The 13978-nt window shown below is 70.3% G+C and carries 11 protein-coding genes and 2 tRNA genes; 4 read left to right on the forward strand and 9 right to left on the reverse strand.

Annotated elements, in window-relative coordinates; genetic code table 11:
- Positions 1-28: 28 nt before the first annotated feature.
- Positions 29-1162 carry an ABC transporter substrate-binding protein gene (locus tag ACFVYL_RS13705; protein ID WP_389715421.1) on the forward strand — a complete coding sequence of 378 codons (1134 nt, stop codon included), beginning with the start codon at positions 29-31 and terminating at the stop codon, positions 1160-1162.
- A gap of 60 nt (positions 1163-1222) precedes the next feature.
- On the opposite strand, the gene ACFVYL_RS13710 is transcribed toward ACFVYL_RS13705, so the two are convergent.
- From ACFVYL_RS13710 to ACFVYL_RS13725, 4 genes are all read right to left on the reverse strand, one after another.
- Positions 1223-1296: transfer RNA gene (locus ACFVYL_RS13710), tRNA-Met, on the reverse strand.
- A gap of 114 nt (positions 1297-1410) precedes the next feature.
- A complete protein-coding gene (locus tag ACFVYL_RS13715; protein WP_389715269.1) occupies positions 1411-3231 on the reverse strand; it encodes a sel1 repeat family protein in 1821 nt (606 codons plus the stop codon).
- Between the two features lie 244 nt (positions 3232-3475).
- Positions 3476-3549 (reverse strand) — tRNA-Met (locus ACFVYL_RS13720).
- 50 nt (positions 3550-3599) lie between these two features.
- The gene (locus ACFVYL_RS13725) at positions 3600-6572 is read right to left on the reverse strand and encodes a UPF0182 family protein (protein ID WP_389715422.1); all 2973 of its coding nucleotides are present in this window, start codon (positions 6570-6572) and stop codon (positions 3600-3602) included.
- A gap of 148 nt (positions 6573-6720) precedes the next feature.
- On the opposite strand from ACFVYL_RS13725, the gene ACFVYL_RS13730 reads away from it, so the two are divergent.
- On the forward strand, positions 6721-7260 hold the full coding sequence (locus tag ACFVYL_RS13730; RefSeq protein ID WP_389715271.1) for a PPA1309 family protein: 540 nt from the start codon (positions 6721-6723) through the stop codon (positions 7258-7260).
- Positions 7261-7326: 66 nt separating this feature from the next.
- On the opposite strand, the gene ACFVYL_RS13735 is transcribed toward ACFVYL_RS13730, so the two are convergent.
- From ACFVYL_RS13735 to ACFVYL_RS13750, 4 genes are all read right to left on the reverse strand, one after another.
- Positions 7327-8418, reverse strand: coding sequence for a PDZ domain-containing protein (locus ACFVYL_RS13735; protein WP_389715272.1), 1092 nt, complete (start codon positions 8416-8418; stop codon positions 7327-7329).
- A gap of 95 nt (positions 8419-8513) precedes the next feature.
- Positions 8514-8849, reverse strand: coding sequence for a hypothetical protein (locus tag ACFVYL_RS13740; protein ID WP_389715274.1), 336 nt, complete (start codon positions 8847-8849; stop codon positions 8514-8516).
- Positions 8850-9023: 174 nt separating this feature from the next.
- On the reverse strand, positions 9024-9488 hold the full coding sequence (locus tag ACFVYL_RS13745; protein ID WP_389715276.1) for a molybdenum cofactor biosynthesis protein MoaE: 465 nt from the start codon (positions 9486-9488) through the stop codon (positions 9024-9026).
- A 121-nt stretch (positions 9489-9609) separates the two neighbouring features.
- On the reverse strand, positions 9610-10722 hold the full coding sequence (locus ACFVYL_RS13750; RefSeq protein WP_389715278.1) for an SDR family oxidoreductase: 1113 nt from the start codon (positions 10720-10722) through the stop codon (positions 9610-9612).
- 191 nt (positions 10723-10913) lie between these two features.
- Here ACFVYL_RS13750 and ACFVYL_RS13755 point away from each other — a divergent pair, with 191 nt between their 5' ends.
- Both ACFVYL_RS13755 and ACFVYL_RS13760 read left to right on the forward strand, forming a co-directional pair.
- Positions 10914-12389, forward strand: a complete 1476-nt coding sequence (locus ACFVYL_RS13755; protein WP_389715279.1) for a zinc-dependent metalloprotease — start codon at positions 10914-10916, stop codon at positions 12387-12389.
- Complete coding sequence (locus ACFVYL_RS13760; protein ID WP_389715280.1) at positions 12386-12910, forward strand: NUDIX hydrolase; 525 nt, start codon at positions 12386-12388, stop codon at positions 12908-12910. Before ACFVYL_RS13755 ends, ACFVYL_RS13760 begins: the two co-directional genes overlap by 4 nt.
- A 296-nt stretch (positions 12911-13206) precedes the next feature.
- On the opposite strand, the gene ACFVYL_RS13765 is transcribed toward ACFVYL_RS13760, so the two are convergent.
- The gene (locus ACFVYL_RS13765) at positions 13207-13962 is read right to left on the reverse strand and encodes an AIM24 family protein (protein ID WP_389715281.1); all 756 of its coding nucleotides are present in this window, start codon (positions 13960-13962) and stop codon (positions 13207-13209) included.
- Positions 13963-13978: the final 16 nt, after the last annotated feature.

Genomic DNA, 13978 nt, shown 5'->3' on the forward strand with positions numbered 1-13978 from the left:
ACGTACGAAGACAGCACTCGGAGGCGCCATGCGCACCCGCTCCACCGGACTCGCCCTGCTCGTGACCGGCTCGCTGCTCGCCGCCGCGGGCTGCGCGAAGGAGGACGACGAAGCCGCGTCCACCCCCGTGAAGCCCCGCACCGTCACCGCCGTCTCCGGCTGCGGCAAGGGCAGTTGGACCGACCCATCCGACCTGACACACGACCGCGCACCGGCCCGCTGCGCGCCCCGCACCCCCGCCCCCGATCCGCTCCCCGAGGAGCGCGGCCTGACGATAGCGACCGGCGCCCTGAGTGCCGAGTACGTCGCCCCGCTCCAAATGGCACTGGAAAAGGGGGAGTTCAAGAAGGAGGGTCTGAACGTCGACCTGAAGGTGCTGCCCACCCCCGACGCGCTCCCCCTCCTCGCCAAGGGCGACATCGACGCCCAGTGGGCGGCCCCGGAGGCCGCCGTGATGAACGGCATCACCAGCGGCTTCGACATCAAGTGGACGGCAGGCAACTTCTCCCCCGGCCCACGGTCCAAGAGCGGCCTGTGGGTGCGGCTGAAGAAGAACGAGAGCGCGGCCCATGTCCCCATGGCGGGCCGCAAGCTCGGCACGATGATCGGCAAGGGGTCCGTCATCGCGTACCCCATGAACCAGGCCCTGAAGAAGCACGGCGGCGGCCTGGACAAGATCCGGTTCCAGCAGCTGGGCTCGGCGGACGTCCTCACCGCGCTGCAGAACGGCGGCACCGACTCGGCGTGGCTGCTCGACCCGGTCTGGCGCGAGGTCGACGGCGACAAGAGGTACGCGTTCCTCGGCGGCCAGCCCCCGGCCGAGCCCCTGGGCGGCCTCCTCTTCGGCCCGAACCTGCTGAAGAAGGACCCCGACGCGGGCGTCGCGCTGCTGCGCGCGTACATCCGGACGGTGAACACGTATTTCGCCGGTGACTACAAGGCCGACAAGTCCTTCGCGAGAAAGCTCGCCAGACTGCTCAAGACGGACGAGGAGGTGCTGCTCTCCACCCCGTCGCTGCGCATGGACTGGGAGATCCGCGCGGGCACGACGGACCGCCTGCAGGACGCGTACCGGGCGGCCGGGGTCTCGGAAGGCGCCAAGGTCCCGGAGAAGAAGGCGGTGGACCGCACGCTGTACGAGGAGGCGGTCGGGCACAAATGAACGAGGGCCCACATGAATCGAGGGCCGGAAGCCAATCGGCTTCCGGCCCTCGACCGTCAGTAGCGGGGACAGGATTTGAACCTGCGACCTCTGGGTTATGAGCCCAGCGAGCTACCGAGCTGCTCCACCCCGCGTCGGTGAATACAACTCTACGTCAGGGCTACGACCAGCGCAAATCCGTTCGGCGGAGGCTCCGCGTAGGGGTTCGGCGGAGGCTCCGCGTAGGGGCGGACGCGGTGCGCCCGCCCCTACGCGGTGAGCTCTTGCCGCAGGGCCTCGCGCAGCCGCCCGGCACGCTCGGAGACCTCCGCTGGCCCGAGATCGACCGCCCGCGAAGCCCACCGCTGCCCCTGCGCCAGCTGCCCACGCCGGGCGTAGAGCAGGGCGAGCCGCAGCGCCGCCCGGCCGTGCCCCGCGTCGGCGGCCCGCGTCCACCACAGCGCCGCCTCCGGCTCACTGCCCTCGCGGGCGAGGAGCAGCCCGAGGTTGAACGCGCCGTTGCTGCTGCCGGCCTCCGCGGCCTTGCGGTACCACCGTGCCGCCTCGACGACGTCGCCCCGGCCCGAGGCCAGCATGCCGACCCGGACCTGGGCCCGCCGGTGCCCCTGCTCGGCGGCCCGCTGGTACCACTCCTCGCACTCGCTCTTCTCCGCGGCGGGCTCGCCGAGCGCGGGCGGGGCGGCAGCCGGGCGCCGCGCGTCGAGCACCGTCCCGAGCCGGTACGCCGCCTCGGCGCTGCCGCCCCCCGCCGCGCACCGCAGATACCGCTCGGCCTCGCGGTCGTCGCCCGCGCGCAGCCGCGCGGTGCCGACCTGGAGCGCGGCGTCGGTGTGCCCGGCCGCGGCCGCGCGCTCGTACCAGCGCAGGGCGCCCGCCTCGTCGCCCCGGCTCGCGTACAGGATCCCGAGGTTGAACGCGGCGTCGACGCTGCCGGCCTCCGCGGCCTTGGAGAACCACGGCTCGGCCCCGGCGGCGTCGCCGCCCTGGAGCAGCAGCACGGCGAGCGCGTTGGCCGCCTCCCGGTGCCCGGCGTACGCGGCGCGGCGGTACCACTGGTCGGCCTGCGCGGTGCGGTCCTGCTCGGCGCAGAGCAGCCCGAGGTTGTACGCGCCGTTCACGTCGCCCGCGTCCATGGCGGCGCGGTACCAGCGCTCGGCGGTCTGCGTCTCGCCCCGCTCCGCGTGCAGCGCGCCCAGTGCGTTCGCGGCATTGCCGTCGCCGTCCTGCGCGGCCTTGAGCCACCACACGGCAGCGCTCTCCTCGTCGCCCGCGTCCCGCAGCAGGAACCCGAGGGCGCAGGCCGCCCTGGACTCCCCGTCCTTCGCGGAGTTGAGGTACCAGCGGCCTGCTTCCTTCAGCTCGCCGCGCCGCTCCAGGATCGCGCCGAGGTGCAGTGCGGCCCTGCGGTGTCCGCGGGCGGCCGCCTGGCGGTACCACTGCTCGGCCTCGTCGGCGGGCGTCTTCGTGTCGTCCTGGCCGTGCTCCGCGCGCGAGGGGCGCTCGCCGCGCTCCGTGGTGGCCCGCCGGTCGAGCACGCGGGCCAGGCGGTACGCGGCCTCGCGGTGGCCGCGCTCGGCGGCGACGCGCAGCCAGCGCTCGGCGCCGACGTCACCGCGGTGCTCCAGGAGGTCCGCGAGCGCGTACGCCCCGAGGGTGTGGCCGTCCTCTGCGGACTGGCGCAGCCAGTACTCGGCGGCGGGCTCGTCGCCGCGCTCGCGGTGGTGGCGCCCGAGCGCGTGCGCGGCCGCCGCGGAACCGGCGACGGCGGCGACCCGCCACCAGCCGGCCGCCTCGTCGGCGTACCCGCGCTGGTGGAGGAGGACACCGAGATTGTTGGCCGCGGCCCGGTCGCCCTCGGCGGTCGCGGCGCGCAGCAGAGATTCGGCCCCGTCGAGATCACCGCGGCGCAGCAGAAGACTTCCGAGAACGCTCATCGCGTCCACGTCCCCGGCCTCGGCGGCCAGCCGATGGCGCATCTCCTCGGCGGCCGCCCCGGGATCCTCCCGGTCGGCCGGCTGCACAAACCGCCCTGTCTCCAACAGAGTTGCCTTGTCCCCCATAACGTCCATCGTCGCACCACCTGCAACCTGGGTACACCTGGTATACCGCAGCCAGTGAGGTCACTTCAGCGTTTTGTCGACATGCCCACAGAGAGATAAGTGAAACACAGATCCCCCAACTCTCCCCCGACCTCGCACCGTTCGCATGTCTTGGCATAGGACACCCGCACACGACCGCCACCGGCCGCCGCACGTGCCCCGGCACACACGACGAAGGCCCGGATCCGTAAGGATCCGGGCCTTCACCTTGCAGTAGCGGGGACAGGATTTGAACCTGCGACCTCTGGGTTATGAGCCCAGCGAGCTACCGAGCTGCTCCACCCCGCGCCGTTGTGTTCAAACCCTACCACGGCGCGAGGGGGCTCCTTGACCAGCCACTAGCCGGTCTCGTCGGCCCCGGGGTCGTCCTTCTTGTCACCGCTCTTGTCACTGCTGTTGCCGGCGTTCTTGTCGGCGTTCTTGTCGTCCTTCTTGCCGCCGCTATCGGCGCTCTTGTCGTTGGCCTTCGCCGACGCCTCCTCGGCTCGCTCCAGGGCCTCCTGAAGCTGGTCCTGGGCCTCGCCGTACGCCTTCCAGTCGCCCTTCTTCATGGCGGCCTCGCCGTCCTCGAACGCCTGCTGGGCGTCGTCGAGCGCGGCCTGGACCGTCGGATCGCTCGTCTTGGGCGGCTTGGTCGGCTCGTCCTGGCCCTCACCCGGTGGCTTGGTGGCGCCCTCGGCGCTGAAGACCTCGTTGAGCCCCTCGCCGAGCGAGTCCGCGAAGGCGGTCTCCGTGCCGTACGACACGGCGACCTTCTTCAAGAGGGGATACGCCGACTTGCGTCCCTGTACGTAGACAGGTTCGACGTACAGGAAGCCGTCGTCCAGTGGCACGGTCAGCAGATTGCCGTAGAGGACGTCGGAGTCGGCGCCCTTCATGTCCCGGACGAAGTTGCCGACCTGCGTCATGGAGTTCAGCTTGTTCTGGACCTGTTCAGGTCCGTCGACGTCGCCCTGCACTCTGAGCAGCTGCATCCTGCCGTAGTTCTTGCTTCTGGCATCGGCGTCGACCGTCATGAACGCCCGTAGGTTGGGCCGCTCGCTCGGCGTGAACGTCGTCGTCAGAGAGAACTGCTGCTGTGTCTGCCCCGGCGACTTCAGGGACAGGTAGTACGGCGGGACCGCACTGTCGTCCTTCTTCGTCGGGTCGTTCGGCACCTGCCAGGCGTCACTCGCGTTGTAGAACTGGCCGGGGTCCGTGACGTGGTACTTCGTCAGGAGTTCGCGCTGGACCTTGAACATGTCCTGCGGATAGCGCAGGTGGTCCATCAGCTTCGGCGGGATCTCGCTCTTGTCCTTGACGGTGCCGGGGAACGCCTTCTTCCAGGTCTTCAGGACCGGGTCCTTGTCGTCCCAGGTGTAGAGCTTGACGTCACCGGTGTACGCGTCGACGGTCGCCTTCACCGAGTTCCGGATGTAGTTGACCTGGTTCTGCTGGGCGATCACGGTGCGCTGGCTGTCGGCCTGCGACAGGGAGTCGGCCGTGGTGTCGCCGAGCGTCGTCCGCGAGGCGTACGGGTAACCGTTGCTGGTCGTGTACGCGTCGACGACCCACTGGATGCGGCCGTCGACCACCGTCGGATAGACGTCGCCGTCGATGGTCAGCCAGGGGGCCACCGCCTCGACGCGCTCCTTGGGCGTGCGGTTGTACAGGATCCGCGAGCCTTCGCCGATGGCGCCGGAGTAGAGGATCTGCGGCTCTCCGAACGACACCGCGTAGGCCGCGCGGTTGATCGGGTTGGAGAGATTGACGCCGCTGTCGCCCTTGTAGCTGTACGTCTTCTGACCGCCGCCATTCTCTTCGTAGTCGAGCTCCTTCTGGGGCCCGCCCACGATCGAGTACTGGGTGGTCTTCTCGCCGTAGTAGATCCGCTGCTCGTACTCGCCGAGGTCACCGTTGGTGGGCAGACCGGACTCGGTGAACGCCGGGGCGCCCTTGGAGCCCTTCTTGGTCTCCGTGCCCTTGGCGGCGACCATGCCGTAGCCGTGGGTGTAGGCGAAGTGGTCGTTGATCCAGTTCCGCTTGTCGAGCTTGTTCACGTTCAGCTCGCGCAGGCCGACGATGGTGTCCTGGCCCTTGTAGCGGTCCACGTCCAGCGTCTTCGGGAACTGGTAGTAGCTGCGCTCCTGCTCCAGCTGCTGGAAGGTGGGCGAGACGATGTTCGGATCGTTCAGCCGGTAGTTGGCCGCCCTGTCCGCGTTCTCGCGCTTCTTCTTCGAGTCCTCCTCGACCTTGCCCGCGCCCTTGTACTCCTGGGGCTTCACACCGTTGATGCCGTACGCGTTACGCGTGGCCTCGATGTTCTTCTCGATGTACGGCGCTTCCTTGGCCTGCTCGTTCGGCTGAACCTGGAACTTCTGGACGATCGCAGGGTAGAGCCCGCCGATGAGGATCGCCGAGAGCACCATCAGGCCGAAGCCGATGACGGGCAGCTGCCAGGTGCGCCGCCAGAGCGTCGCGAAGAAGAGGATGGCGCAGATGACGGCGATGCAGAACAGGATCGTCTTCGCCGGCAGATACGCGTTCGCGTCGACGTACCTCAGGCCGGTCCAGTTGCCCGTCGCCTTGAAGTCACTGGACTTCACCGCGAGGCCGTACCGGTCGAGCCAGTACGCGATGGCCTTGAGCGACACGAAGACGCCGAGCAGCACCGAGAGGTGCCCGGTGGCCGCCCCGGTCGCGCGCGCGCCGGGGCTGGTGATCCGCAGCCCGCCGTACAGGTAGTGCGTCAGGGCGGCGGCGACCAGGGAGAGCACCGTCGCCGCGAAGCCGAAGCCGAGCAGGAAGCGGTACCAGGGCAGGTCGAACGCGAAGAACGCCACGTCCATGTGGAACTGCGGGTCCTTCTGGCCGAAGGGCACGCCGTTGACCCACAGGAGCCAGGTGCGCCACTGTCCCGCGGCGGACGCTCCCGCGATCAGCCCCACCAGAGCGGTGACTCCGATGAGGAGCCACTTCTTGTAGGGGGCGATGCCCATGCGGTACCGGTCGAGGCTCTGCTGCTCCATCGACATGGCGCTCAGCGGCGGGCGCAGCCGGTGCGCCAGCCAGATGTTCACGCCGACTGCGGCCGCCATCAGGAGGCCGAAGACGAAGAACAGGCCGATCTTGGTCCACAGGGTCGTCGTGAAGACCGATGAGTAGTGGACCGAGCGGTACCAGAGCCAGTCCGTCCAGAACCCCGCGAACATGACGAAGGCCATGGCCAGAACGGCCAGTACCCCCAGTGTCATGAGCAGGGTGCGGACACGCCGGGAGGGTCGGCCCACTCTGATCCGTGGCCCCGTCGGGCCTCCGCCGCGGTCCGGCATCTGGAAAGCCAAGGTGCGCACCTCGAAGTTCGCTGTTGATGAGCTGTTGGTCCGTCAGGCCCCCGAGATCGCGGACCCACACCTATGCAACTTACTCACGCTTTACTCGGTTCCCGTTTCTCGGGACTAACGAGGCAGGATTGTGACCATGTCCAACACTCCCATGGCAGCGAGCCCCCTCACGCGGGCAGTGCTCGAGATCGACGAGTACGTCTCCGGCCTCGGCTGGGACCGGCCCGCCCGCCTCTTCGCGCTGGTCGACACGGCGCGACTGCGTACCCAAGAACCCGGCCTCGCCTCCCAGCTCGGCCTCGACGACGGCGTGGAACACGCCGGTTACACCCCCATCGAGCAGGAGGAAATTCCCGCCGACAAGCCGCTGGACGAGTTCCTCGGCACCATCGCCTGGCCCGACGCGGTGACGGGCTGCGCTCTCACGGTGGAGCGCCTGATGCTGCCGCCGTCCGCCGAGACGTCCGTCCCTGAGGGCCTCAGCGAGGCGCAGCTCGCGAAGTGGGTGGCCGAGCACCCGGACCGCCAGGAGGTCCGCATGACCGTGGCGGTGCTCCGTGACGGGGCGCGCGAGTCCGCGCTGCGGCTGCGCGAGAAGGACTCCGCGACGGAGGTCCTCACCGGCTCGGACCTGGTGCCGGGCCTCGCGGAGGCGCTCGCGGCGACGTTCGCGTAGGGGAAGGTCCTCACGTTCTGTACGCGGGTGGCTCGCCGCCCGCGTACAGCTGTTCGTCGTCGGGGGTCAGCTCGCCGTGCACCGCGGCAGGCCGGCCGTGTCGCCCTTGCGGATCTTCTTCAGGGACTTCACCGCGTCGTCGATGGTGTTCACCTTCACGAGCTTGAGCCCGTCGGGGACGTCCTTCGCGGCGGCCGCGCAGTTGGCCTTGGGCGTCAGGAAGTACTCGGCGCCCTTGTCGCGCGCGCCGACGGTCTTCATCTCGATGCCGCCGATCGGGCCGACCTTGCCGTTGTCCTCGATGGTGCCGGTGCCGGCCACGAAGTTGCCGCCGGTGAGGTCGTCCGGGGTCAGCTTGTCGACGATGCCGAGGGCGAACATCAGGCCGGCGCTGGGACCGCCCACATCGGCCAGCTTGATGTCGATCGTGAACGGGAACGTGTGGTCGGTGCCCGCCTGGATGCCGACGACCGCGCGGTCGGCGTCGCCCTCGGCCGGCTCCGTCGTGATCTTGATGTCGTCCGTGCCCGTCGCTTCCTTGCCCGCCTTCTCGGCGGCGGCCGCCTCCTTGACCGGGACGATCGAGAACGTCACGGGCTCGCCGGGCTTGTGCTTGGTGACGAGCTTCGCGACATCCGTCATCTCATGGACGGGCTTGCCGTCGACCTTCCTGATGACGTCACCCGCGTGCAGCTTGCCCTCCGCCGGGTCGCCCTTGAAGACGGTGGAGACGATGACCTGGGACTTCACCGGGATGTCCAGCTGCCGCAGCGCCGCGACCTTGGCGCTCTCCTGGGAGAGGCTGAACTCCTCGGCGTTCTCCTGGGAGGACTGCTGCTCGGTCTTGCCGTCCGGGTAGAGCGTGTCGTGCGGCACCACGATGTTGTCGTGCGCCAGCCAGCCGTAGACGGCCTCCGCGAGGTTCATGTTGTAGTCGGCGCTCGTGACCCGGACCGTCGTCATGTTGAGGTTGCCAGTCGTGGGATAGGTCTTCCGCCCGGAGATCTGCAGCACCGGTTCGCCGTCGTGGTCCCCGAGGGTGTTCACCGTGGGGCCGGGAGACATCTCCGAGTACGGCACTTTGATGAGCACTCCGGCGCAGAGCAGCGCGATCAGCATGAGGGTGGAGGCGAGCATCGTCGCGGTGCGGCGTGGCATGGAACGACAGTACGGGACCTGCCTGTGGGAGCACCCCTGGGGCCGGTCCGTACGGGGCCTCCCGGCCGGGCGGGGCGGGGCCCCGGGCCGCAGGACTACGTCCCGGTGGAGGACTTCCCCATGACCACGTGACGCTTCTCGGTCTTGTCGGTCTTGTGGAGCTCGCTCTCGTCGAGCGCGGTCTCGAAGAGCTCGGCCTCTTCGGACTCGGCCCCTCCGGGCTCGGCGCCCTCCTCGGGACGCACGCTCTCGCGGGGGCGTTCCGTCGCCCCGCGGGACTTCTCCATCGCCTCGCGGAACGCGGCGTAGCCGTTGAGCTCGGTGGCGTCGCCCGTCCGACCGGACTTGCGGTTACGGGCGGCCCAGCTGCCCCACAGACCCGCACCGACGGCCGCCAGGAGCGGAATCAGCAACCAGGCAAGTGATGCCATGTCGACCTCCCGACCCCATGATCCACCGCAACTGACTGATCAGCAGATTAACCATCTGCATGGTCAACGCTCACGGCAGGGGTCGGGTTACGCAACCGGAGCCACACGGGTCAATCACGCCTCAGGTGATTTACCTCGCCCCGGCCCGCGCTCCCCCGCGCTCCCGCACCCGTCTCAACAGGCGCCGACCCACTCTTCCTTGCCGTCGGAGAAGCGCTGGTGCTTCCAGATCGGCACCTCGTGCTTGAGGTCGTCGATCAGCTTGCGGCAGGCGTCGAAGGCTTCCGCACGGTGCGGACAGGAGACGGCCACGACCACCGCGAGATCGCCGACGGCGAGGTCACCGACGCGGTGCACGGCGGCCAGGGCGCGCACCGGGTACGCGGCGACGACCTTCTCGGCCACCCGGCGCATCTCCGCCTCCGCGCTAGGGTGGGTCGAGTACCCCAGCTCGTCGACGTCCGCGCCGCCGTCGTGATTGCGCACGGTCCCCACGAAGAGTGCCGTGCCGCCCGCCGCGTCGTCGCCGACGGCCCGGAAGACCTCGTCCAGCGAGAGCGGGGTGTCACGGATCGCGAGGAGGCGGATCGGGTCCTGGGCGGCCTGCTCGCCGGGGTGGTCCATCGTGGTGCGTGCCATGCGGCCATGGTGCCGCACGGCACGGGCCACACGGAATAGACCTTTCCCCCGGCACGCGCGCGTGTCGCCTTGGAGCTCCCTACAGGGTGCCGCCCCGCGCGGTCGCCCCGCGGAGTGCGCCTCAGATCCGCCGCCGCGCCTTCCGTGCCCTGCGCACCACCGCGGCGGCGCCCAGCAGCGCGACCGTCGCGCCCGCCGCGCCCGCGGCCGTGGCGTCCTTGCGGCCGAGGCGCCGGCCGGCCACGGTGCGCCGTCCGGAGACCTCTTCGAGCAGCTCCGAGAGGACCTCCTCGTTGGTCCACTGCGGCCGCCACCCGGCGTCGTGCAGCCTGCTGACGCTGACCACCCAGGGGTACATCGTGTACGCGAGATCGCCGGCCGGGGACGGTGTCAGGCCGATCCGGTGCAGCCGGGCGGCGGCGCCGAGGGCGACCGTCGAGGGCAGCTCCATGCGCCGGATCCCGCTGAGCTCCTCGACCTCCTCCTGCTCAAGCCAGCCGTCGCAGCCGACGGCCAGCTCGCCGTCGACCTTCTCCAGGACCGCGTACTCCAGAGCGCTGCACAGGTCCTCGACGTGGCAGAACTGCCAGGCGGGGCGTGAGCCCGCCACGACCAGGAGCCGGGGCGACTCGAAATAGCGGGTGAGGGCTGTGTCCGTGCCGCCGACCAGGGTCGCGGGCCGTACGACGGTGACGTTGAGGCCGGGGTGCGCGCGGGGCGCCCGGCGGGCGAGACGCTCGACCTCAAGGAGGTCGCCGACGCCGGTGGCCTCGGCCGTGGCGCGCAGTTCGGCGTCTTCGGAGAGGGGCAGTTCGTTGTCGGACAGCGCTCCGTAGACCATCGCCGATGTGCACAGGACGACGCGGTGCACGCCCGCGGCGGCGGCAGCGGTCAGGACGGTCTGGGTACCGCGCACGTTGTAGGCGGTGCGGGCCGCCCCGTCCGTCTCCAGGTCGAGGTCGAGCGCCAGGTGCACCACGACGTCCGCGCCGCGCAGCTTCTCGGCGATGGCCGGATCCCGTACGTCCAGAATGTGCCACTGCGCCTGCGAGCAGTCACCGCGGCGCTCGTCGATGGCGATGACCTGCTTGATCTCCTCCGAGGCCGCGAGGCGCTCGGTCAGCAGCGCGCCCACCCCGGAGGCCGCGCCGGTCACGGCGACGACGGGCCCTCGGACGGGCGCCGGGGTTGACGGGTTTCGCGCTGCGCGAACCTGTGGATCTGGGGAACTCACCGGGCGTCTCCAGCGGTTGTCTTCAGTACGTACGCGAATGACGCGTACGTACCAGGTGGCATCCATCCTGCCGCAGGCCATGAGTCGGCGAAGCACCGAGGCCCGATCCCGTCACGGTGTCTACGCTGGGTGGTGTTGTAGGGCAGCCGCCGCCGGCACATGACCGGCGGCCTGACGAGCCGAGGAATCCCGTGAGTGACACCCCATTCGGATTCGGCCTTCCGCCGGAGGAGCCGGAAGACGGCGACGAGGGCAAGAAGAAGGAATCCCCTGGAGAGGGCCAGAGCGGGGGACAAGGCGCAGGTGGCCCCGCGAACCCGTTCGGTTTCGGGGGGTTCCCGGGCGCGGGCGGTCCCGGCGGCGGCGACAATCCGTTCGCCGCGATGTTCGGTTCGATGAACCCGAACGACCTGGGAGCCGCGTTCCAGCAGCTCGGCCAGATGCTCTCGTACGAGGGCGGCCCGGTGAACTGGGACATGGCCAAGGACATCGCCCGCCAGACCGTGTCCCAGGGCACGGCGGACGGCACGAAGGACGCCAGCGTCGGCCCCGCCGAGCGCTCCGCCGTCGAGGAGGCCGTGCGCCTGGCCGACCTGTGGCTGGACGACGCGACGTCGCTGCCGTCCGGGTCAGGCACGGCGGTGGCATGGAGCCGCGCCGAGTGGGTCGAGGCGACCCTGCCGGTCTGGAAGGAGCTCGTCGACCCCGTCGCCGAGCGCGTCGGTCTGGCCATGGGCGACGTGCTGCCCGAGGAGATGCAGGCCATGGCGGGCCCACTGATCGGCATGATGCGCTCGATGGGCGGCGCCATGTTCGGCCAGCAGATCGGCCAGGCCGTGGGCGTGCTCGCGGGCGAGGTCGTCGGCTCCACCGACATCGGCCTGCCGCTCGGCCCGTCCGGCAAGGCCGCGCTGCTCCCCGTGAACATCGAGGCCTTCGGCAAGGACCTGGGCGTCGACAAGGACGAGGTGCGGCTCTATCTGGCGCTGCGCGAGGCCGCCCACCAGCGCCTCTTCGCCCACGTCCCGTGGCTGCGCTCGCACCTGTTCGGAGCGGTCGAGGGGTATGCGCGCGGGATCAAGGTCGACACCGCCAAGCTGGAGGACGTGGTCGGCCAGCTCGACCCGCAGAACCCCGAGCAGCTGCAGGAAGCGCTCCAGCAGGGCATGTTCCAGCCGGAGGACACCCCGGCCCAGAAGGCCGCTCTGGCCCGCCTGGAGACGGCTCTCGCGCTCGTCGAGGGCTGGGTGGACGCGGTGGTCCACGCCGCCGCCAAGCCGCGCCTGTCGTCCGCTGACGCCCTCCGGGAGACGCTGCGCCGCCGCCGCGCCACGGGCGGACCCGCCGAGCAGACGTTCGCGACCCTGATCGGTCTCGAGCTGCGCCCACGCCGTCTGCGGGACGCCTCGCGCCTGTGGGCCTCCCTCACGGACGCACGCGGCGTGGACGGCCGCGACGGCCTGTGGGAGCACCCGGACATGCTGCCGACGGCCTCCGACCTGGACGACCCGGACGGTTTCGTCCACCGCGAGCAGCTGGACTTCTCCGAGCTGGACAAGATGCTCGGCGAGGCCGCCGGGTCCGGCCCCGCGAAGCCGGACCTCTCGAAGGAGAAGGCCGACGAGAGCGACGCGGGCGACGAGGACAAGGGCGACGACGGCAAGTGAGCCTGTACGACGACACGGTCCTCGTGCTCAAGAGGTACGAGGGCCAGCCCGAACTGCGCCAGGCCTACCTGGACCACCTGTCCGAGCACGGCGACGACGGCATGTGGAAGGCCTGCACCGCGGGCCATGTGACGGCGAGCGCCCTGGTCGTCGACCCTTCGCGCGGCCGGGTGCTGCTGACCCTGCACAAGAAGCTGCGGATGTGGCTCCAGATGGGCGGCCACTGCGAGCCGGGCGACGCGTCGCTGGCCGCGGCGGCGCTGCGTGAGGCCACGGAGGAGTCCGGCGTGCCGGGCCTGACCCTCCTCGCGGGCGGTCCCGTCCGCCTGGACAGGCACCCGATCCCGGGCCCGTGCACCCAGCACCTGGACGTGCAGTACGCGGCGGTCGCCCCGCCCGACGCCGTCGAGGCGATCAGCGACGAGTCCCTGGACCTGCGCTGGTTCGCGTACGACGAGGTGGCGGGTGCGGCGGACGAGTCGGTCGTACGGCTCATGGAGGCGACAAGGGCACGCCTGTAGGGGGACCCCTTCGAGGCGCCCCGAAGGGGCTCTCGAAGGGACGCGGGGAACTGCGCGACCAGCCACATACGGCCCGCGGAAAACCCCGCGCCCCTCGGTCACCCCTGCCCGGGCAAGGGCCTAGGCCCTGTCGTCAAACTCGCGTCGTTCGCCCGGCGGGCGGCCTCGCGGCGTCTGGTGCGTGCGATCGCAAGGCGGAGGGTCATCCCGGTACTGGGCGTACCGGGATGAGCCCGACAACGCGGCGAGCGTGCGTGCCAGGCGTCGCGAGGCAGACGCGAGTGTGACGACAGGGCCTAGCTCCAGACGTTGCCCTGGTTCGCCCCCCGGGCGCCCTGCTGGCCCACCCCGAACTGCGCCTGGGCGCCCCGCCCGATGACCGCGTTCTGCGGCGGCAGCATCTCGCTGGGCTGGACGAGGGCGTAGCCCTGGCCCATGAAGCTCAGCTCCCAGCCCTCGCCGGTGTTGCCGCGGCGCCGCCACACGCCCGAGGAATGGGTCTGGGCCTGCATCTGGACGCGCAGGCCGTTGGACCAGGCGACGATCGCGTCGGCGTCGGCGTTGACGTACCGGTCCGGCGTGACCTGCAGCATCAGTGGCTGGCCCGACGTCATCAGGGCGACCTTGCCGCGTCCGGTGATGTTGAGCTGGTACTTGCCGGAGCCGGAGATTCCGTACTGACTGTCCACGGCGATGACCTGGTGGGTCAGCGACGAATCCATCGCGAGGACATAGCTGCTGTCCACGGTCAGGCCGTCCTGCTCCACATCCACTACGTGGATGTACTGGGCGAGGTTGGCGAGGTAGACCGTCCCCTGGCCGTGGCAGCGCATCAGGTCCAGGCCCTCACCGGTGTGCGCACGGGCGCGCTGGTTGCCCCGGCTCTGGTACTCGGCGTCGAACTCCATCAGCCCCTGGTAGGCGACCATGGCGCCCTTGCGGGCCAGGACGTCGTCGTGGCCCTCCAGGGCGACCCGCAGCATCTGCGGGTTCTGGACGGAGTAGCGCTCCTGTGTCTGCTGTTCGGCGTGCGCGAAAAGTGGACTCTGCATGGTGTGTTGCTCCCCC

It is taken from the genome of Streptomyces sp. NPDC058308, assembly GCF_042880275.1.
GTDB lineage: Bacteria > Actinomycetota > Actinomycetes > Streptomycetales > Streptomycetaceae > Streptomyces.